The sequence below is a fragment of the Dactylosporangium sp. CA-092794 genome, from assembly GCF_050948465.1.
Lineage (GTDB): Bacteria > Actinomycetota > Actinomycetes > Mycobacteriales > Micromonosporaceae > Dactylosporangium.
This window is the reverse complement of record NZ_CP192044.1, coordinates 3,528,164-3,549,339: the sequence shown is the minus strand read 5'-3', so window position 1 is coordinate 3,549,339 and position 21,176 is coordinate 3,528,164. Positions and strand designations below refer to the sequence as shown.

The window sequence follows — 21,176 nt, the reverse complement described above, 5'->3', positions numbered from 1 at the left end:
ATGCCGTTACAGCGGCAGAGGGTCGATGTCGCAGTTCGCCCGGGCGCCGGCGCTGGCGGCGGCGGTCGCCGGGTGCAGGTCGCCGAGGTGCTGCCGGAACAGGTCCATGACGGTCTCGAACAGTTCGCTTGCTTTCATGCTTCGTCCGGTTTCGCGCCAGTCCATGGCGAGGTTGGCACCGCAGGCGAGCGTCGTGGGGTGGCTGCGGCCGAGCAGCCTCTCGCACAGCGGATAGCTCACCTCGTCAAGCTTCCGCGCCTCGTCGTACTCACCGAGCTCGAAATGGTCGCTGGCGAGGTTGATTCGGGCGGCGATCGTGACGGCGTGCTGTTCCCCGAGCCGGTCGACGAGCCGTCGCAGGGCGGCGGTGTCCTTCGCCTTGGCCTCTTCGACGGCTCCGAGGAGCCGTAGCGTCACGGCGAGGTTGACCTGCGCCCCGGCGGTATGCGGGTGATCCTCGCTGTAGAGCGCCTCAAGTCCTTCGATCGCGGCCTCGCCGGCCGCGCGGGCGGCTGGAAGATCCCCGATGACCCGCTGGTCAATGGACGCGGCGAGTTGGGCCAGCACGGTGTTCGGGTGCCGCGGGCCGTAGCGGCGCTGGAACCGGTTGAACACATCCGTTGACAGGTCGAGAGCCTCGAGGTGCAGGCCGGCCTTGCGGCGGAAGCTCGCCAGCAGGTAACTCTGGTGCAGCAGCTCCGGATGATCTTCGTTGCGCAGCACCCGCCGTGCGGTCGCCACCACGCTCTCTTGGTCGACGTGGGCCTTGATGTAGTCGCCGAGCTCCCGCCGGTCGAGGTTGATGCCGCCTGCGGTGCTGAGCGTGTCGGCCTGCTCGGCGCCGTAGATCTGGACCAGCCTCGGGTAGGTCTGCTGGTCCAGTCGCAGCGCCTGCCCGTACAGGCCGGACAGTCGCATGCTCACGGCCAGGTTGTGCGCGGCCCGCAGGGTGAACGGGTCGTCATCGGTAAAGGCCCGCGCGGCCGCCTCGTAGACGGCCTGGGTGCGTTGCAGGGCGCCAGCGAAGTCTCCGGCGACCCGGTGATCGGCGGCGAGCGCACCGCCGAGCGTCAGGAACTCCTCGTCGTCGGGGTCGTCGATCGACTCGTACAACTCGTATGTGTGGATGTTGAGTTCGGCGGCCTTGGCGTAGTCGCCGTTCACCCAGTACATGAAACCGAGCCAGGCGGCCATGCGCAAGCTGTCGGTATCGCGCTCGCGGCCTTCCTCGATGGACGCGTTGTGGGCGTTCTCCGCGAGGTCACGGGCTCCGGTGTGATCGCCCCAGCGCCACAGGTACTTCGCTTCGTTGAGCACGAGGCTGCGGACCGACGGGTGGCTGCAGCGGTGTGCCCGGGAGAAGACGATGTGTGGGTACAGCTCCGCGTACAACGGCCAGCGGGCGCGCTCGTCGGGGCTGTCCGGGTCGTTGCCGGCCAGCAGCAGGTGAGCGGCGTGCCGGGTGGCGTTGCGTTTCGGCAGCTCCAGTTGGTCGATGAGGACGAGCTGGACCAGGCGGTGCATCTGGAACGAGTTGGTGCGGTGGTTGCGCCGCACCAGGGAAAGCCGGTCCAACGTGCGGATCGCCCGCTTGAGCCGGTTGGGGTTGCGCACGAGGGGGTCAAGCTCTTCGCTGATGCTCAGCGCCCAGGGCTTGGTCAGCAGTACCTGGCTGATGGGTTCCGGTCCGAAGAACGCACAGACACGCAGCAGCGACATCGCGGCAGGATCCCGCTCGGCGAGCAGATCCAGCGACAGCGTCCACGCCGCGGCGACCAGCGGCGGATACTCCTGATCCTGGCTGGTGACGACGGCGCCGAGCTCGGCGAGCTTGCGCTGCAGCCGCTGCAGGTAGTCCGCCGCCGTGATGCCTGTTTCGGCGCGGTATGCGGCGGCCTGCTCGATGGCGAGGGGCAGGTCGCCCAGTGCCTCGGCGAGGTTGCCGGCATCGCCGACATCGAGGCCGTCGTCCCGCCGCCGCAGCAGATCGACGCTCTCCTGCCGGTCGAACACGTTCACGGCTAGGGTGCTTGCCCTGCCGCTCGTGTTCCATTCGGCGTTGCGTGAGGTGATCACGATCCGGCCGGGACCGCCCTTCGGGAAGAACTGCTCGACCTCCTCTGGCACCTCGGCGTTGTCGAACACGAGGAGCCAGTTACTGAAGGGCCGGCCGATCCCGAGCGCGTCGAGCACCGCCGGGACGGCCGTGTTCGCGTTCGAGGTGACCGGCAGTCCCATGCGCTCGGCCAGCTCCGACAGCGCCGACTGAATCTGTGCGGTGCGTTCGGCCGGGATCCACCAGATCAGGTCGAAATCATTCTGGTGGAGGTACACGTATTCGTTCACCAGTTGTGATTTGCCGACGCCGCCGGCGCCGTGGAGGGCCTCCGGCAAAACCGCCGTCGTCCCCGCTTGCAGCCGCTCATGCAGCCGCTGCAGCATTTCCCGCCGGCCGGTGAAGTTAACGTTGCGGGGCGGCAGATTTTCGGTCGCGGGCGCTTGCTGGGTGCGCCGCCCGGTGGCGATCAGGCCGCCCGTGACCGCCATGGTGCTTTCCTCCGTATCCGTGCGGGTGGCCTGCCGTTGTTCGGGCAGGTCATAACCCATTGGGGGCATTGTCTCAGACATTGGGGACTCCGCGCGCGAATCGGTTGAAAAGGTATGCCGCCGGTGCTGCCGGGGAATCGGCAGGCCCAGTAGCTGACGCAGCGTGGCGGCGGCAAGGCGGTTCGGGCCGCCGAGCGCCTCGTGCACGGCCAGCTCCACCCGCAAGTACGGGCCCGTTCTGGGCGTGACACGCGGGAAGGTGGCATTGCGCGGATCCAGGATCCGCCGGGTTAGCCCGGGCACCGCGTCGGTGTCGGCGGCGAGCTCCCGCTGGACGAGGTGCTGGGTCTCGACGGTGCGGTCACGGTAGCCCTGCGCGAGCAGCAACGGCCGCGCACCGGGCAGGAACTCGTACAGGATCAGCGACTCGCTCGTGGCGGCCCGACCGTGGCGGACCGGTTCGACGAGGTCGCCGGTCAGCACCTCGGTCAGCTCCGCTGTGCCCGACCCGACCGCGGCGCGCAGGACCGCGCGGATCACACGCTCGGTGAGCGGCGCGGCCGCGAGCCGGACCGCGAGGCCGAAGGCACGGGGCGAGGCGGTCGCCCGGAACCGCGCGACGAGGTCCTCAACCGACGGGAGCACCGTGTCCGACGTGGATGACGGCGGAGAACCCGCAGGATCCGTCGGCGGGCCCTCGCCGGGTCCGACGAGCAGCGCCGGCAGGTTCACCTCGCCGCCCGCACCGGACAGCAGCCGCCCCCAGCGCCGCAGCCAGTCCTCGCCCCGTTCCAGAACAGCCACGGCCGTCTGCCGGCCCGCGGCCCGTTCGCTCGATCGGCGCACGTCGAATCCGGCGACCCGCCATGGCATCTGCGCCGTCGGCGCCGCCGGGTCGGCCGGGCTCCACCGCACCTCGGTGGTGAGCATGCCGCGGTCGAACCAGCACTGCTGCGGCAACAGGTTGATTACGGCCACCGCCGCGCCGGTTGCCCACGTGTGCAGAACAGGCCCCAGCAGGCCCCGCTTCCATGCCGCCGAGCGGCCGTGGGTGACCAGGAGGACGACGCGGGGGCCGGGCTCACCGGCCACGAGGGTGCGCGGGTCGTCCTTTCCGCCGTCGAGGCGCAGGGCCGTTCCGTCGACGACGATGGAACGGCGGGAGACGGATGTGAAGGTCCCCAGCGACCGAAGGACGTCGAGCAGGTCGTCGATCTCCGCGGGCCAGAACCGCATGGCCGGGTCGTCGTCGATCACCACGACCGCCTCACGGCGTGCGGCGCCAGTGTCGGCCGCGGGTCCGCCGCTCGAGCCGGGACGCACTGTGGACCGTGAGTGGTTCATCGGCAGACCCTCGCCGCGCCCGCCCAGACGATGACCGGCCCGTGCGGTCCGTCGACGGACCACGCAGGGTCGATCCGCCCGCCACTGCCCCGACGTCCATATCCGCTCATCCGCGGACCTCTCGGTAGCCGCCTTCGGGGTTACCGGTCCGTCCGGGCTGACGATCCGGGTCGTCCCAGAGGATCACCAATCGGTGGCCGGGATGCCCTTCCCGGTCATGAGGATCATCGATCCATGCCTGACGTCTTAACTCTGCGACACGCGCAGGCAATTGCGCTACTCCCAATCCGGTCACGATCGTGTTAGCGAGCGTCGATGTGATAACCGCGCACAGTGCGGCATCGCCGGCCAGCGGGTCGCGCCGCCAAACAATGCACGGAATGCCGGACTGCAGGCCAATCAGCAGTTGAAGCTCACCGACGCTGTCCGGTGCTGGAGGTTCACTCAGCACTAAGACGAAGACTCTACTGTGTTGCGCAAGTGCCGCCTCGAGCTGGTCGTCGAGCTGGTCGGGACTCGCGCAGAACACCACCTCATCGTCCTTCGCTAGCTCGGCGAGGTTGAGCCAGCGACTACGCCACGGCAGATGCCAGTGCTCGGTGCGCAGCCGCTCGAGGCTCCTGATCACCAGCGGATACTGGTTGGCCAGGCGTCCTCTGGGCTTACGCCGCCACGCCTCGACCCGCTCGCCCAGCAACTGCCTGGGCAGGACCACCTCGATCGTCACCGACCCGGCCTGCCGGGCCCACTCGGTCTCGATCTCGCGGATCAGCGCGTCGGCCTCCTGCTCCAGCTCACCGCGGCCGACGAGTCGGTCCTCGCCACGCGTCGGCCGCCACGCCGACGCATCTCCCCATTGCCGCCAGTGGCTCATGATGAAGCGGTCGTCGTCGCCGCCGTACTTCTCAAACTGGATCACGACGTATCCGTGGGCGGCTCTCGGCCCGGACACAGCCGGAGCCGCCGGCCGCACCGGCGTCTGCCAATCGGCGGACAGCTCCGTGATAAGCCGGTCGAGCTGCTCGCGGTAGCCCGGGGCGACCGCCTGCCGAACGGCATGAAGCAGCCGCAGCCACGGCGGGCCGGCGGCCGGGGCATGCAGGGAGGCGAGGTGGGCGAACATCTCCCACGCCGTCGGAGCGGGCCGCAGCTGGAAGCCGTCGCGGCAGCAGGCCTCGAGCTCGCTCAGGTCGACGGTGACCGCGACCTCGGAAAGCCGGAGCTCGGACAGCCGGATGCGCAGCCAGCGAAGGTCGTAGGTGGCGAACTGCTCGACCGCGTGCCACTCCTCGGCGAGGCTGACCAATGCCTGGGCGTCAGGCGTGGCCGGGTCGAACACCTCGAGGCACTCCGCGAGCTGGCGCAGGCTGCCGCGGTGCCGTTCACACGCGCGCACGACCTCCAGCGCCTGCGCGCGCGGTTCGTTGACTTCCCGCACCGTTAGCGACTCCGGAACGGAATCACGGAACAGCTCCAGCAGCGATGCCCGCTCGGCGGCATTCTGGAACATCCGCGTCTCCGCCAGCAGATCGACGGCTGCGCGGCGGAGCCGATTCTTCTCATCGACTGCATGCGTGCGGTGGGCGGCAACGAGCGGGTTGGGCACGGTCATAGCTGGCCCCGCCTGGCGGGCGCGTCGAGCTTCATGCGTCCGGCGCCGCGCCGGGAGCGGCGTCGCCGGGCCGCTCGATCACGCTCGTCGCCGACCCGGCGGCGAGGTCGGCCGCCCTGTCGAACTCGGCCACCACACCAACCCTGCCACCGCCTCGCCGGATCAGCGACCGCGACACGGGGCAGCCACCCGAAGAGGCAATGCCGCCTACTACTTGCGGGGTGAGTCGCACCACCCGATCGCGGGATGCGACGCCGACACCGTAACCCCCGTCGTAAGCAAACCGCACATACAGTCCGGCGCCGCCGATGTCGGCCGCCAACGTATCGAAATCCGTAAAATGCACAGGTTCGGTTGTGCCAAGTGTCGAACGCGAGACGCGCACAGATTCGACGGCGATCCCGGCAGCCATGGCATCATCATATCGAAAGCGCCGAACACCGAAACACGCTCCAGACGCGGGAACGCACCCGTACCGGGCGGTAACGGTCATAGCCGTACTGCCACCGTCCGACGGCCATAATGAGTCGCCGTTTGTCCACTTCACGGCGCCGGGCGCAGCCGCTAAGGTGTTGATCAACATCGGCCAATGGCGCGTTACGGGACCGCCATTCTCAATCGAACCGGGTCAGCCAGCATGTCTCATCCACCGGTCCTGCCGGTCGACGTTCTGCGGCACTTGGCCCGCGAGCTCTACGCCATATCCGCGATGAAGGACCGAGATACGCGCAACGCGGTCGTCGGCATGGTCGAGGGCGAGCTGGGAGACCCGCTGCACGCCGCCCGCACGGCGAACGACTGGCTCGACACGGTTGAGATTCTCCGCGCCTGCCTCGCCGCCCGCTCGGGCCTGGCCGTGCTTGTGCAGGTGGTGGAGCTCATCGCGCCCGGCGAGTCGGCCACGACGCGGTTCGCGGCCGACTGCGCGGCGACGGGCGGCCTCGTCCCGGCCATGCTCACCCGGCGGCAACGTGACTGGCTCCTCGACGTGCTCGACGGCACTCCGGCGCCGATCGGCCTGGTCGAGTGCTTCATGGCCGCGACTGCCCCGCTGGGCATGCCGCCGCGACGGCCAGACAGCTTCCGCGCTCTGGTGGCCGAGCTTGAGGAGCGCACATCCTCGTTCCCGCTCTTCTCATTCCTGGAGCGGGTCACGGCGGCGGAGCCGGACTCCGCCGCCCCCATCCGCGAATGGGTCGACGCCAACATCGCCACGCTCGACGAGCGCCGCCACGCCGAACTGCGGTCGTTGCGGGCGCGGCTCGGGGGCACGCCGGCCGTGCTCGGCGCCCGGACCCACGTGTTGATCCGCCTCCAGCCCGACGAGCTCAGCGACAGTCTCGCCACCGCGCAGGCGTGGATCTTCCCGGACGGCGGCGCGGCGGAGATGAGTGCCGGCAGCGAGACACCGCTGCGCCCCGCGCAGCTGCCCGGATGGCTCGAGCGCACGCTCGCCGACCTGCGCGCGATGATGCCTGCGGACCGCCGGCCGATCATCGAGTTCATGGTCGAGCCGCACGAGATGAACCATCCGGTCGACTCGTGGGACGGCGGCGACGGCCTCGGGTCGCTCGGCGCCCGCTATCCGGTCGTTGTGCGCCCTGCCACCCGCACACCGGCTGAACGTCAACGGTGGCATCGACACTGGGCCGCAGTCGGTCGCAGTTTGGAGCGGCCGCTGAGCGACGTCGTGCACTGGTTCGACGGATCGCCGCACGAGCTCGGAGAGGCTCAGCTGCGGCATACCGACCGGCCTTGCGTCGTGCTGGCGCTGGACCCCGCGCGCACCGCCGAGCCGCACCTGCGTGAGCTGCTCGAGGCCGGCGTGCCAGTCATGCTGTGGATCCGCGGCCCGCACGCACTGGCCGAGCGGCGCACGGCGATCGACATGGTGCTGCGCGGACGCGAGCTCGCCGGGCTGCCGGACTCCGTGCGCGCGTTCCGGGCCAATGGATGGCGCGCGGGCGACGGCGACATCCGGCGCGACTACGTGCTGTTCTGGGACGATCCGACGCGGATGCCCCCCGAGCGGTACGACCTTTGCCTACCCGGCCGACGAGACGGGGACCATCGATGAGCGATTGGCAGATATTCACCGGCACCGGCATCCCGCACGACCGGCTGCGACAGATGCTGCCGGAGCCGCCGAACTGGCGCCGGTTCGACGGCGGCCCGGTCCGGCCCGTCCCGCCGAGCCCGGACCCGCTGCACCAGCGCCGTCTGGGCCGGCTCGACGCGCTGGCCGGCATGATCGGGCCGCAGGCCGACCCGTTCGCCGTCAAGATGATCAACGCGGCGCTGTACCTGCGGCGGCCCTTACTCGTCACCGGGCGGCCGGGCAGCGGCAAGTCGTCGCTGGCATACGCGGTCGCTCGAGAGCTGCAGCTGGGGCCGGTGCTGCGCTGGCCGATCACGAGCCGCTCGACGCTGCAGGACGCGCTGTACCGCTACGATCCGATCGGCCGCCTCCGTGACGAGAACCTCCGCCAGGCACGCGAGCAGCTCGCCCATCCGCAGGACGACGAGCCACCGCACGCAGGTATCGGCCGGTACCTCACGCTCGGCCCCCTCGGCACCGCGCTGCTGCCCTACGAGCTACCGCGGGTGCTGCTCATCGACGAGATCGACAAAAGTGACATCGATCTACCCAACGACCTGCTCAACGTGTTCGAGGAGGGTGAGTTCGAGATCCCGGAGCTCAGCCGGCTGCCGCGCGAGGTCGCCGCGGTCACGGTGAAGACCGCGGATGAAGGCATCGAGGCGGCTGTCCATCGAGGCCGGGTGTTGTGCCGGGCGTTCCCCTTCGTCGTCCTCACCAGCAACGGCGAGCGCGAGTTCCCGCCGGCGTTCCTGCGCCGGTGCCTGCGCCTGGACCTGCGCGAGCCCAGCGAGGAGCAGCTCGCCGCCGTCGTCGAGGCGCACCTCGGCCCCGCGCTGGCCGCCGCGTCGGCGCCGTACATCCGAGGCTTTGTCGAACGCCGGGACCGGGAAAATTCCCGGCTCGCCATCGACCAGCTGCTCGGCGCGCTCTATCTCGTCTTCTCCGCCGGCCGGGGCGACGATCAAGCGGTCCGCGAGGTGACCGAGGCGGTGCTGCGAAGCCTCGACGAGTTCCCCGCCGAATGACCTCACCGCTGCTTTCCGCTCTCGCCGCCGCAGGCCTGGGCCCAGGCGCGGTCGAGGTGGCCGAGGCGCTCTGGCTCGCACAGTTCCTCCCGGCCACGGGGACCGAGCATGACGCCCGGCCTGCCTCCGCGGCACAGGCCGGACGGCATCGGGCGGAGGACGGGACGCAGACACCGCGGCCCCACATCATCACCGGGCCGCCCGGAGCAATGCCTCCGCGGGAACAGGCGCGCGGTCGTGCGCAACGAGCCGATACGGACACAACGCTGCACCCCGTCGCCGCACGTATGCGCGACGGTGATCGTGACGGCGACGACGGCGCCGGCTGGCCCTCCGCGCTGCCGGTCGACGCGCCCGCCGTCGGCGCGCTGCCGCAGCCGCGAGCGATCGCGCGGGCGCTGCGGCCGTTCAAGCGACGGGTAGCGACCGAGCCGGACACCGTAGTGGACGAGAGCGCGACCGCGAGGCTGATCGCCGAGGAGCGCCTGTGGCTGCCTGTACTCACTCCCGCGCACAGCCGCTGGCTCGACCTGTGCGTGGTGGTCGATACCTCCCCGTCGATGGGGATCTGGCGCCGTACGACCGCCGAGTTCATCCGGCTGCTGGAGACGCTCGGCGCGTTTCGCACCATCCGCCGGGTCACCATCGACTGCTCAGCCCCGGCCGCGCCGAGCCGGCTCGGGACCGGCGACGGTGGAATCGGTCACGGAGTGCCGGGGGCCAGCGCGGTTCGGCTCGGCCCCGGCACGGCCGAGCTGGTGCTGGTGGTCACTGACGGCGTCGGCGCAGCCTGGCGGGACGGCCGTATGCATCGAATGCTGCGTCACTGGGCGGCGGCACGGGTGGTCGCCGCAGTGTCGGTGCTACCGAGGCGCTTGTGGGATGGAGGAGCACTGCAACCGCGTCCGGCCCGACTGCTCATCGGCCGTCCCGGTGAGCCGAACCGGCATTGGCGGCAGTCCGGTGCGGCGCACGGCCCACAGGATCCCCTGCCCGCGGTGCCCATCCCCATCGTCGAGCTCTCCGCGCGCTGGCTCTCGGCCCTCGCGCACACGGTGGCCGCGCCCGCCGGGTGGGCGCGAGCCGCGGTGCTCGCCGGGGCACCCACCTCCGTGCCCATGGTGGAGCCCGACGAGGACGTCACCCCCGCCGAGCGGATACGCCGTTTCCGCGCAGTGGCGTCCCCGACTGCCGTCCAACTCGCCCTGAACCTGGCCGCGGCGCCGCTCAGTCTACCGGTGATGCGTATGGTGCAGCGCCTCGTCCTACCGGCCTCGGAGACCGCGCACTTGGCCGAAGTGTTCCTCGGCGGCCTGCTGCGGGAGATCTCGCGCCGCGCCCCCGTACCGGCCGACCAGGTGGAGTACGACTTCGTCGCCGGCGTCCGTGAGATTCTCCTCGACCTCACCGACCGTGCCGCGGCGGTGAAGATCCTCACCGCGGTCTCCCAGTTCGTCGCCCCGCGCTTAGGCCACGGCTTCAGCTTTCCCGCCATGTTGCGCGATCCTATGGGGACCCCGTTGCCTGCCATCGGTGGCGTCGACCGTCCGCTCGCCCACGTCTCCCAACTGGTCCTGCGCCGCCTTGGCGGCGACTACGCCCGCCTGGCAGACCGCCTCAAGCAGCAACTCACCGGGCCGCGCCAGTCGCAGCCCGACCGGCCGCCCTCAACCGACGTGCAGTCGGTCGGCGAACCGTCGGACGCGTCAAGAACCGTCGCGCGCGGGATCGCCGTGCTGGGCGCCGGGACGGCGAGGCCGCTGTCCGATCTCGCCGGGCCGCAGTTCGCACTCGCGTTCCTGGCCCCGCTGACCGGTGCTCACCTCGTCGCGGGCCTGGCCGACCGGGCCGCGGACGTGGCGCGGTCCGGGCTGGATCCGACGGGCCGGTACCTCGTTCACCTGGCCTACGAAGACGTCGCGATCATGGCTGGGGCGGTTCACCAGATCGCCGCCCTCCTCGCCGCCGAACAGGCGTGGACGCTCGTCCAGCGCCACGGCCGGGCCACCGGCGAGGTCGTCGTCGAGCTGCTCGCCGACGCGCCCCGGCCGCGCGGCGCACCGTTCTTCGTCCACGACCCGGCGTTGTTCGTGCCGGTCGACGCGCCAGCGTCCGATGAGGTAACAGAGTCGCTCAGCCCGGTCGTGCTGCCGTTACTGGACACCATCACCACCGCGATGCAGCGGGTGACCGTCGCCCGTCTCGGTCCACGACTACCGGACAGCGTATCCGGCTGCGACTACCTGGTCATGCTCTCGCCGGATGACTACCGCGCCCTACACGGACGGCAGCGGCTCGTCATACCGCTGCTGATCCGGGCGCTGCGGATGTACTTTTCGGACAGGGGCGTCACGCCATCGGACGCGATCGGTGTGGAGCTATTCGCCGACGCCTCGGTCCGGTACGGCGGCGCGAAGGCAGAATTGCGCACCAGCGGCTCCGGCCGCCCGCTCACCACCGGCCCCGCTCACGCGCAGGAATCGGCCGGGCCCTCGATCGAGCTCGTCGACACGGACGGCAACCGCTTCGCCATATCCCGTGGCGGGGCGACGGTCGGCAGGGGTGAGCTGGCTGACCTGCGCCTCGCCAACCGCAGCGTCTCGCGGGTGCACGCCCGGATCTCCTTCGACGGCACCACCATGCGCGTCACCGATCTCGGCTCTGCGAACGGCACGTACGTCAACGACGTACGCGTGACCACCACCGACCTCCTCGACGGCGACACAATCCGGTTCGGTCGTGCCGCGCTGCGCGTCAGCACCGACCTGCCGCTGGTCAAGCAGCACGACGGCGCCGCCCCTGCCGGAGCGGGCGGCATCATCGCCGGTCGGTACCGGCTCCTGGACGTCGTCGGTTCCGGTGCCACCGGAATTACCTGGAAGGCGGAGGACACCGCGGACGGCACACCGGTCGCCGCCAAGGCCCTGACGGTTTCCAGAGGGCAGACGGTGGACGAGCAACGAAAAGGCCTGGAGCATGCGCTCGACGCGATACGAACTGCGGCGAGCGTGGACCATCCAGGCGTCGTCCGGGTCCACGCGGCCCTGCGGCAACCGGCCCCGTACGACGGGCTTTGGCTCATCATGGAGTGGCTCGCCGGCCGCACCCTGAGCGAGGTCATCGAGGACGGCCCGCTCGGCGTACGCACGGTTGCCAGCATCGGATCGTCGGTGCTCGACGCCCTCATGGCGCAGCATCGCGCCGGAATCACCTACCGGAACCTCCGGCCCGGCAACGTGTTCCTCTGCGACGGCGGCCGATGCGTCCTGACCGACGCCTCGACGACCGGCTTCGAAACCGACATGACGCTCACCAGCCTCAACCTGCTGAGCGGTGCTGTACCGCTGATGCCGCCGGAGCGGGCCATGGGCGCCTCCGCCGGGCCGCCGGGCGACCTGTTCATGCTTGGTGCGACACTGTACGAGGCCGTGGAGGGAAAGGAACCGTTCGTGCTGACGGGCCTCAACCCGATCGCGGCGATCAACGTGATCACGAACGCACCACCGCGCCCACTGTTGCGGGCTGGTCCGCTCGGCCCGGTACTGCTGGGGTTGCTCGAAAAGGATCCGCAGCAGCGCTGGGGCGCCAACCACGCGCTTCGGGAACTGCGGCGAATTGCCGGCGGCGAAGCCCACTGACCGAGGTCCGTCGCCCATGATCGACTCGTAGACCTGCCGTGGGTCGGGTTACGTGGGTACGGACACCGGCTGTCCCTTGGCGGGGCAGGATACCCGCCGCCGGTCGGCGCAGGTCGGTGATGCTGGCGAGGAACTCGGTACGATCGTCATGCGCTCGCAGTTGTCCTGCCATCGTGCGCGTGAAGAGGTACTTCTCGGGGTCGAGTTGTTCCCGATCCGCCGCCTGGATGTCAAGGGCGTCTTGGCGCTCGCGGAGCGCTGTCGGCGATCCGGAGTTCGCGGCGTTCTGGGCGCCGGCGCCCATGATGTGGATCAGCAGCGCCGCGGTCGCGGTGAAGTGCGCGGCGGCGGGAGCCCCGAGTGCCTAGGCGCTTGGAGCAGGTGGGGCTGAGCCCGGTGGCTGCCGATGCCGGACTTGGGCGCGCCTTTGTCCCGGGGATTCGGCACATCCCCCTGAGGCCGCGAATCCGCACGGCGAGCAGGAGGCGGACGGTCGACGCGCGGCTCCACAACTCGTGGTTCCCTGGCGAACCGGGCAGCACCGGTCTCCGGCGGGCGGTGTGCGCGCCGGAGACCGGGCCGGTCGAGGCTCAGCAGTACGGAATCTCTCCGCCGCCATTGGCGTAGACCTGGTCGTTGCCGTAGTTGGACAGGCAGTAGGCCGAGATCCAGCCGCGCGCCCCGGCTGGGCTGTCGAGGTCGGTGTACATCCACCACTTGTTGTACCGGTAGGGTCCGGTGGTGACGCCGTACTCGGCCTTGCAGAAGACGTAGTTAAACGGGTTCGCGTCGACGTACCCGACCACTGTGGATCCGATCTTGCCTGGTGCGCTGCCGAACGTGTTGACGTAGTACAGGTTCGCGTACGAGGCGGAGGGGTTAGTACGGTGGCGCCGTCTCGGCGGGATACGTCGGCGGAGGCGGTGCTGACGTGCCTCCGTAGACCGTCGAGGCCGACGACTCCTGGTACGTCCGCTGCACGGTTACGCCGTACAGATAGGTACTGTTGGCGGGCAGACCCGAGTCCTGAAAGGAACCCTGGGTGCGCGGCAGGACGGCGATCAGCGCGCCGGACCGGAAGACGCGGTAGGTGATCGCGTCGACCGGATCGCTGGAGTTGGACGGGATCGTGTTCCAGGCCAGCGAGACGGTGCTCGACGAGGTGCCGCTCACGGTGAGGCCCGTGGGTCCGTAGCACGTCTTCGACGACACGTTGATCTCCAGGCCGCCGAGCGGCGGGGAGAAGCGCTTCCAGTGGCTGGTCAGGCCCAGCTGGTTGTAGGTGACGCCCTGGATCACGGTGGTGCAGTTAGCGTCGGCCCGGACGGCGTCGACATCGACGCCGCTCGTCACGCTGGCCGGCCCTAGGGTTAACTTGCTCCCGCAGGAGTAGCTCTCGGCGTCCAAGTCGTAGGTCGAGCCGTCACACCAACCGTCGCCCCACCGCACCGCCGGCGACGCGTTGTTGGACAGGCATGAGGAGAACACGCCCGGTGAGCACGTCACCGGAGCGGCGGTGGCCGGATTGGCGGTCAGTACGGCCACGCCGACGGTCATGAGCAGGACTAATGGCAACAGGCTGCGCATGAATCGGGTCATATGCGGCTCCCACGCATCGATAGATGTGCACATCTTGGGCATGGCAGTGAGGGCCGCCAATCGACCGACCGGGCGGTACTCGCGCGCTCCAGGAGGCGGTGGGCGACCGTCCGGGCGGGGCGGGCGGCGGCGCCCAGCGCGAGCCGCTCGCTGAGCCGAGCGGGGACAGCACGGTGGTCTTGCCGGTGCCCGAGGCGCCGCTGATGATCGCGCCGCGGCGGGCGGACACCTGGTGCCGGTTGAAAGCCTGTTCGGCACGCTCATCGGCCGGCATCGAGCTCACCGCCTTCGTCCACGACGCGGCCGGGCCCGACGTCGAGCTGCTGGGAGCGGCTAAGTAGGCCCGGACCGGGTCGCACGGTGCCGCGCCCCGCCGTGCGGCTGCCCGCCCCCGTCGGCACCTCACCGAGGTGTGGGCGTGCGGCGTGACCTACCAGGCGTCGCGGGAGGCCCACATCGAGGCAGTCCCCCCGTTGCCCGCCCATCACCACCGTCGACACAGGGCCCTCAACTCAGGTCTTTCAGTCTTCCGTCCCGCAGGCGCGCCGCCCGGCGCCGGAACGTGAACCCCAGGAAGGTGAAAGCCGTGACCGGGAAATCCAGGTCACGGCCCTCCTGTTTGCAGTACACGATTCGGGTCTTGTCCGGGTGCAGGTTCAGACCGAACTGCCGCAGCCTGCGCCCGATCGCGTCGCGGACAAACTCCGCTTGCTTCTCACTTGCGCAATGGACCACGGCGTCGTCGCAGTACCGCTCGAATCTGATCGTCGGGAACTCTCGATCCAGCCAGGCATCGAAAGCGTAGTGCATGAACAGATTCGACAACAATGGCGAGATCGCGGATCCTTGTGGAGTCCCCTTGTCTCGCTCGATGAGCGTCCCATCGGCTTGCTGCATCGGCGCGACAAGCCACCGTTTCACATACAGCAGAACCCACGGCAGCGTGGTGTGTTTCTCGACAGCGGCGACGATGGGACCGTGCGGCACGTTGTCGAAGAATCCCTGAATATCGAGGTCGATAGCCCAAGGCTGTCGCCAGCACCGTTGCTTGCACGTTTCCACCGCCTCCCACGCCGACCGGCCTGGACGGTAGCCATACGAGTCCCTATGGAACACCTTCTCAACGTCGGGATTCAAGACCATGGCCACTGCCGTCTGCGCTATCCGGTCGGCGACGGTCGGAACCCCAAGGGTCCGGCTACCGCCCTGTTTCGGGATCTCCACCGCCCGGACAGGCGGCGGGAAGTAGATTCCCGACGACAACCGGTTCCAGAGTCGATACAGGTTGTTCTTCTCGTCCTGTTCGAACTCCGCCAGGATTGTCCGTCCACACCGGCCGCTCCCTTGTTGGCCTTGACTCTCTGATACGCGTTCCACACCAGAGTTTTCGGGATGTCGAACGGCTTGCCTACCGATCTTGTTTCGGTCATCGGATTCCTCCCATTGCTGGTTGATCGTCGATCGAAACTCAACAACACGCCCCCTTCGCTCCACCCCCATTACAGGAGCTTCACCACTACTACGGGGCATTCCGCCCTCCTGACACGCAACCGGGCTCTGCACCCGTCTCGTGTCCACCTCAACCAGCGGACACCGTTTCGTGTCGAGGAGTTCTCCTGTTCCGTTGTGAAGCCCGGACCGAACTCGCGCCACCTTCATGCCGGACACCACCAGACCAATCAGCAGGCACCCGTCTGGTTCATCCCGGGACAGCATTGAGGCCCCGGTTTCGATGTCATTTGTCCTAACGACACGTCGTCGGTGGTTCACTTGCGTTCGCCTTCTCGGTCCATACCTGCCGCATCTGTGCGGCTTTTCCCACGACGCTCACCACCACGACTCATTCACCGCAGCAGCTCGGGGCGGTTTGGCACCTGCACCTGCATGCCGATGCCGAAGGACCTACCTTCATCTCCACAACAGCACGGCAATCACAAGGCCACACCTTCTACATCGCCTCCTCGCAATCACCTTCAGGACACACCAACGCGATGGCCGAAGCGTTCAACTCCCTCTACAAGGCCGAACTCGTCCGCAACCGAGGACCCTGGCGCGGGCTTGACGACCTGGAGATGGCCACCGTCGAGTACATCGACTGGTACAACAACCGGCGCCTGCACGGCGAGCTCGGGCACGTCCCGCCCGCCGAACACGAAGCGCTACACGCGATGACCCACCCACTCACCGCAACCCTGGAAACCAAATAACTTCGTCTCCATCAAACCCGGGGCTTGACAGTCATCACGCAGGAACTGGGCCAGGCGTTGCTTGATCTCCTCGGCCTCGGCCTTCGGTCCGGTGAACCCGAGCAGGTGATCGTCGGCATAACGGGCATAGCGCAGCCGTCGGAAGCCGGAATCTTGCGGATCCCCGCTGGGCAGGCCGCGCTGCTGCTGACGCAACTGCCGCACGGCGGAGCGATCGCCGCGTCTGCGGGCCCGCGCCACCGCGTTCTCCACCTCGCAGTACGCGGTGTTGCGCGCTCTGCGTGCACCTCGGGTGTATTCCGGTATGAGAACTGTCTCGACAAATTTGTCCAAACGGTCCAGGTAGATGTTGGACAGAACCGGGGAGGCCACCCCGCCTAATGAGCAGCGCTGGGTTATGTTCAGCTGAACATAAGCCACCCTGTGCAGCACCGGTCACCGGGCGTCGCACCTGCCCGTCCTCCATCACTCCAGCACGTAGGATCGCGCGCAACAGCTTGAGGACCGTCTGATCGCAGACACGTTCCTGCACCGCCTGCATCAACTGCTCATGCGGAATCGCCGAAAAGCAATCGGCGTCCACGACATCGCCGCCGCACTCGCAGCTCTCACCGGCGAACCGCACCCACTCGCCTAACCAAACAAGGCCTTCGTCTCCTGGTGGGGACCTGCAAGAACCGTCAGCGTTCCACGTGGATTGCCCGGCTCGGGCGACGGCGAGCCGCAGCCGAGCCGGCTCCGCACAACACTGGACCCTCGACACCGGATGGACGGGCACGACGAAGGAATCCGCGAGGCGCGGCGGCATCTGAGTGGACAACACCCACGCTCGCTCGTGCCGCGATCCGATGCGACACGGGCCCAGCGACCCAGCCGCTTCGGCTGGTGGCCGGCCGTGTGTCAGGAAGGCGCCGCGGGTTCGGCGGCGCGGCGGCGGGTGTGGAAGCGGCGCGCGATCGGGGTCTCCACGAAGCGGTACAACAGCCACGACAGCCCCAGCGTGACGGCCGCCAGCGCCAGCCAGAAGACGATCGCCACCAGCGGGTTGAGGTGGGGTGAGCCGATCGCCCGGTAGCCGTACTGGATGACGAGCCGGTGTACCAGGTAGATGACCATCGACAGCTCGCCGAACCACAGCCAGACCCGGCCGCCGAGGCCGGACACCTGGTTCCGCGCGTCGCGGGTGGCGAGGATCGCGATGATCGGCGCGGCCAGGATCGCGGTGGGGGCGCCGGCGCGCAGCGGGTCGGACGGGATGACGAGGGTGAGCACGCAGCCGCCGATGAAGAGCAGCACACCGGTGCGCATCCGCCAGGCGGGCCACCGGCCGGTCAGTACGATCCGGGCCAGCAGCATGCCCGCGATGAACTCGAGCAGGCGGACCGGCGGGAAGAAGTACACGATCCAGATCTGCAGCGCGGACGCCTTGGGACCGTTGCCCACGTAGGGGGTGTTGGGCAGGAGCAGGTCGACGGCGATCGGGATGATGAAGCTCAGCGCGGTCACCACGCCGAGCGCCGTCCACAGCCGCTCCGGGCGCAGCCGGTTCAGCAGCCACAGCAGGCCTGGGAAGCACAGGTAGCAGAACGCCTCGACGGCGAGGAACCACGACACCGCGTTGAGCGAGGTCGCCATGGTCGGGTCGCCGAACTTCCAGGTCTGCACGAGCAGCAGGTTGTTGATGATCTCAGGGGCGGTGACCGTGCCGCCGAAGCCCAGCACGAGCGCGATGGCCCCGATCGTGGTGACGAAGTGGACCGGGTAGAGCCGCACGAGCCGGTTGCGCCAGAACGTCACCGGCGACGCGCCGGGGCGGGCCGCCCAGGTGATGACGAAGCCGCTGAGAATGAAGAATCCGGTGAGGCAGACGGTACCGACGATGCTGAGCACGACGGCCAGCAGCAGCCCGGGCACGCCGGCGAACAGGTTGATCTCCACGATGGAGTGGAAGGCGAACACGATGCCGGCGCCGATCGCGCGCAGGCCGGTCAGCGACGGCAGGATCCGCCGCCAGGTCGTCGGTTCGGCCGGGGCCGGGGTGACTGTAGCGTTCTCGGGCGCGGATTCGGCGGTCGTCATGACAGGGCTCCAGTCGGTGGGGGTGGAGGGCGAACTCAGGGGACTTCGACCGGCTCGGCGCCGCGGGCGGAGCGCACCGCGTCGCTCATGGCACCGAGAGTGGGGTGGACCAGGATCGGGCCGATGCCGGCCATGAAGGCCTCGGCGGCGGGCGGGTCGAGCTCCTCCCGGGCGATGCCGGCGATCAGCGCCAGCAGGGCGATCGAGTCGCCGCCGAGGCGGTGGAAGTCGCTGCTCGCGGCGAGCCTGTCCGGCGCCGTGCCCAGCGCCGCCGCCCAGCGGGCCGCCACGGTGTCGTCGACGGGCTCGTCGTCGTCCGGCGCGGGTGCATCGGCCGGAACCGCGCGGCCGGACGGGTCGGGCAGCGCGGAGCGATCCACCTTGCCGTTGGCGGTACGCGGGAACTCCTCGACCGCCTGGATGGCGGCGGGCCGCAGGTAGGGCGGCAGCGTCCCGGCGAGGAACGCGTCCAGCTCGTCGCCGGAGGCCGGCCCGGTGAGCTGCACGTAGGCGTATAGCCGGGCACCGGGGCCGGTCGGCGGGCGGGCGACCACGACGGCCCGGGCGACCGCGGGATGCCGCTGCAGGGCGAGTTCCACCTCGCCCGGCTCCACCCGGTGGCCGAGGATCTTCACCTGGTGGTCGCGGCGGCCGGCGTAGACCAGCTCGCCCGAGGGCAGCCGCCGGGCCAGGTCGCCGGTGCGGTAGGCCCGGCCGCCGTCGGCGAGCCGCACGAACGCGTCCCGGTCCAGCTCGGGGTGGCCCCGGTAGCCGCGGGCGAGCTGCGGCCCGGTCAGGTACATCTCCCCCGCCTCGCCGGCCGGCACCCGGACCCGGGTCTCGTCCAGCAGGTGCACGACCGTCCCGGGCGCGGGCCGGCCGATCGGCACGACGCCGTCGTAGCCGTCGCCGCCGCAGTCGTGGAAGACGCAGCCGACGGTGGCCTCGGTCGGCCCGTAGTGGTTCACGATCCGGCAGTCGGGGCCGAAGACCCGCCGCGCGGCGGCGAGCGCGGCCGGGGTCAGCGCCTCCCCGCCGAGCACGGCGAGGCGGATGCCGGCGGCGGTGAGGCCGAGCCGGTCGATGAGGTCCAGGTGCGAAGGGGTGAGCTTGATCGCGGTCACGCCGCGGCCGGTGAGCATCCGGGTGAGCACGACGTGGTCGGGCTCCTCGCGGACCAGCTCCAGCCGGCCGCCGGCGAGCAGCGTGGGGAACAGCGCGGTGCCCGGCAGGTCGAACGCGAGGGAGGTGAACAGCGGGAAGCAGGTGTGCTCGTCGACGCCGAACGCGCGGCCGGCCCAGGCGGCGTAATGCACGACCGCCCGGTGCTCGATCTCGACACCCTTGGGGCGCCCGGTCGAGCCGGAGGTGTAGATGACGTAGGCGAGGTCGTCGGGGCGGGCCGCCGCCGGGGCCGGGGCGGCGCCGCCGGTGGGCAGCGCGGCGAGCCAGATCACATCGCCGCCGAGGTCGCGATCCGCCTGGGCGGCGTCGACCAGGCTGACCCGGGCTCCGGCGTCGGCGAGGACGTCGCGCAGGCCGGCGTCGGGCCGGCGGGGATCCAGAGGCAGGTACGCCGCGCCGGCCTTCAGCACGCCCCACAGCCCGGCGAGGGTCGCCACCGAGCGGTCGCCGAGCAGCCCGACCACGTCCCCGGCGCCGATGCCGCGGCCGAGCAGCTCGGCGGCGACCACGTCGGCCCGCCGGTCCAGCTCGGCGTAGGTGACCGTCTCGGCGGGGGTGCTCAGCGCGACCCGGTCGCCGAACCGCTCGACCTGGCGGGCGAACCGGCCGGTGAGCGTGTCGGTGCCGGCGTCGGCGGGCGGCCCGCCGGCGATCCGGCTGCCGGCCGGGGATAGCCGGTCGACCAGCGCGTCCATCGTCTCGTCGGCCCGCCGCCCGGCGTCCGGCCCGCCGTCGGCGCGCAGCACCAGCTCGGTGCGTCCGTCCAGCTCGGTGATGGCGAGCGACGGCGAGACGAAGTAGCCGCGGGCCGGCGCCTCGTAGATCGACTCGGCGGTGAAGGTGGGGCCGCTGTAGTCGGCGAGGTCGGGGCGGCCGAGGTGGGTGAGGACGAAATGGCCCTGGGCCCGGCCCCGGCGGGCGATCAGCGTGTCGGAGGTGGCCATGAAGCCGCGCAGCGCGGGCAGCGGGAGGCGCCGGACGCGCTCCATCATCGCGACGTCCGGGATGCCCTCCAGGTCCTCGTCGCGGGCCAGCGAGCGCAGGAGGGTCTCCTGGGCCTGCTGCCAGGTGGTACCCGCGGGGAGATCGAGACGGACGCCGAGCACGAGGTTGCCGGTCGAACGCAGCGCCGGGTCGTAGCGGCGCAGGTCGGAGGGGACGAGGAAGGTGCCGGTCGGCAGGTCGCACAGCTCGGTCAGGGCCACGGCGATCTTCGCGATCAGCGCGGGGTGGTTGCCGTCGACCGTGCGGCGGCGGAACACCTGGCCGCGGCCGCGCAGCCCGGCCGGGCGGCTGAGCGGCGAGGCGGGCACCGGGACGGGCTGGGGCCGGGGTCCGGTGCGGCGGAACCGCCGGACCAGGTCGATCTCCAGCTCGGGCGACACGGCCGGGCGCGGTGCCTCGCCGCGCAGCGCGCGGAAGACCTCGGCCATCCACAGGAAGACGCCGCGGCCGTCCATGACCGCGTGGAAGGCCCGGAACAGCAGGCCAGGGCGTTCGCCGGTGAGTAGCACCACCTCGCAGGTGGGGCTGCCGGCCCGGCCCCGCAAGGGTTGCTGCAGCGCGTCGAGGCCGGCGAACGTGGTGCGGTCGAGGGCGTCGCCGTCGCTCACCCGGACGGCGGGCGGCACGCCGATGTCGACCCAGCGGCCGCCGCGCCGGGTGAGCCGCGATCCGGGGCAGGCGTCTCCGGCCCGAGCGACGGCGGCCCGGACCGTCTCGGGGTCGAGGGTGCCGGTGCCCTCGACGAAGACCTGCAGGACGGTCTCCAGGCCGGGCGGGTGGGCCAGGTAGGTCCACTCCACCGGCGAGATGGGCCGCGAGAACGGCTCGGGCATG

14 protein-coding genes are annotated in these 21,176 nt (G+C 70.1%); 5 read left to right on the top strand and 9 right to left on the bottom strand.

Annotated elements, in window-relative coordinates:
- Positions 1–6 precede the first annotated feature (6 nt).
- The 3 genes from fxsT to ACQPXD_RS15145 form a co-directional block, all read right to left on the bottom strand.
- Positions 7–3,639 (bottom strand): FxSxx-COOH system tetratricopeptide repeat protein, encoded by a 3,633-nt coding sequence (gene fxsT, locus ACQPXD_RS15155; RefSeq protein WP_432838826.1) that lies wholly within the window; start codon positions 3,637–3,639, stop codon positions 7–9.
- 358 nt (positions 3,640–3,997) lie between these two features.
- Positions 3,998–5,503 (bottom strand): effector-associated domain 2-containing protein, encoded by a 1,506-nt coding sequence (locus ACQPXD_RS15150; protein ID WP_432838825.1) that lies wholly within the window; start codon positions 5,501–5,503, stop codon positions 3,998–4,000.
- 31 nt (positions 5,504–5,534) lie between these two features.
- Positions 5,535–5,915 (bottom strand): hypothetical protein, encoded by a 381-nt coding sequence (locus ACQPXD_RS15145; protein WP_432838823.1) that lies wholly within the window; start codon positions 5,913–5,915, stop codon positions 5,535–5,537.
- A gap of 225 nt (positions 5,916–6,140) precedes the next feature.
- On the opposite strand from ACQPXD_RS15145, the gene ACQPXD_RS15140 reads away from it, so the two are divergent.
- Genes ACQPXD_RS15140 through ACQPXD_RS15130 form a run of 3 tightly spaced genes read left to right on the top strand, consistent with a single transcriptional unit; the run spans position 6,141 to position 12,267 of the window.
- The gene (locus tag ACQPXD_RS15140; RefSeq protein WP_432838821.1) at positions 6,141–7,580 is read left to right on the top strand and encodes an effector-associated domain 2-containing protein; all 1,440 of its coding nucleotides are present in this window, start codon (positions 6,141–6,143) and stop codon (positions 7,578–7,580) included.
- Complete coding sequence (locus ACQPXD_RS15135) at positions 7,577–8,629, top strand: AAA family ATPase (protein ID WP_432838819.1); 1,053 nt, start codon at positions 7,577–7,579, stop codon at positions 8,627–8,629. The genes ACQPXD_RS15140 and ACQPXD_RS15135 overlap by 4 nt, the downstream gene beginning before the upstream one ends.
- Entirely contained in the window at positions 8,626–12,267 is a 3,642-nt protein-coding gene (locus ACQPXD_RS15130; protein WP_432838817.1) for an SAV_2336 N-terminal domain-related protein, read from the top strand. The genes ACQPXD_RS15135 and ACQPXD_RS15130 overlap by 4 nt, the downstream gene beginning before the upstream one ends.
- Before the next feature lie 590 nt (positions 12,268–12,857).
- Here ACQPXD_RS15130 and ACQPXD_RS15125 read toward each other — a convergent pair.
- Both ACQPXD_RS15125 and ACQPXD_RS15120 read right to left on the bottom strand, forming a co-directional pair.
- The gene (locus ACQPXD_RS15125; RefSeq protein ID WP_432838815.1) at positions 12,858–13,073 is read right to left on the bottom strand and encodes a hypothetical protein; all 216 of its coding nucleotides are present in this window, start codon (positions 13,071–13,073) and stop codon (positions 12,858–12,860) included.
- Positions 13,074–13,146: 73 nt separating this feature from the next.
- Positions 13,147–13,854: a hypothetical protein gene (locus tag ACQPXD_RS15120; protein ID WP_432838813.1), complete on the bottom strand. Its 708-nt coding sequence runs from the start codon at positions 13,852–13,854 to the stop codon at positions 13,147–13,149.
- Positions 13,855–13,964: 110 nt separating this feature from the next.
- Here ACQPXD_RS15120 and ACQPXD_RS15115 point away from each other — a divergent pair, with 110 nt between their 5' ends.
- Entirely contained in the window at positions 13,965–14,207 is a 243-nt protein-coding gene (locus tag ACQPXD_RS15115) for a hypothetical protein (RefSeq protein WP_432838811.1), read from the top strand.
- 166 nt (positions 14,208–14,373) lie between these two features.
- Here ACQPXD_RS15115 and ltrA read toward each other — a convergent pair whose 3' ends face one another.
- Complete coding sequence (gene ltrA / locus ACQPXD_RS15110) at positions 14,374–15,366, bottom strand: group II intron reverse transcriptase/maturase (protein WP_432838809.1); 993 nt, start codon at positions 15,364–15,366, stop codon at positions 14,374–14,376.
- A 491-nt stretch (positions 15,367–15,857) separates the two neighbouring features.
- Here ltrA and ACQPXD_RS15105 point away from each other — a divergent pair, with 491 nt between their 5' ends.
- Positions 15,858–16,073, top strand: coding sequence for an IS3 family transposase (locus tag ACQPXD_RS15105; RefSeq protein WP_432838807.1), 216 nt, complete (start codon positions 15,858–15,860; stop codon positions 16,071–16,073).
- Here the strand turns inward: ACQPXD_RS15105 and ACQPXD_RS15100 are convergent.
- The 3 genes from ACQPXD_RS15100 to ACQPXD_RS15090 form a co-directional block, all read right to left on the bottom strand.
- On the bottom strand, positions 16,026–16,493 hold the full coding sequence (locus ACQPXD_RS15100) for a hypothetical protein (RefSeq protein WP_432838805.1): 468 nt from the start codon (positions 16,491–16,493) through the stop codon (positions 16,026–16,028). The genes ACQPXD_RS15105 and ACQPXD_RS15100 overlap by 48 nt on opposite strands.
- Positions 16,494–16,973: 480 nt before the next feature.
- Positions 16,974–18,152 carry an acyltransferase family protein gene (locus tag ACQPXD_RS15095; protein WP_432838803.1) on the bottom strand — a complete coding sequence of 393 codons (1,179 nt, stop codon included), beginning with the start codon at positions 18,150–18,152 and terminating at the stop codon, positions 16,974–16,976.
- 35 nt (positions 18,153–18,187) lie between these two features.
- A complete protein-coding gene (locus ACQPXD_RS15090; protein ID WP_432838801.1) occupies positions 18,188–21,175 on the bottom strand; it encodes a non-ribosomal peptide synthetase in 2,988 nt (995 codons plus the stop codon).
- Position 21,176: the final 1 nt, after the last annotated feature.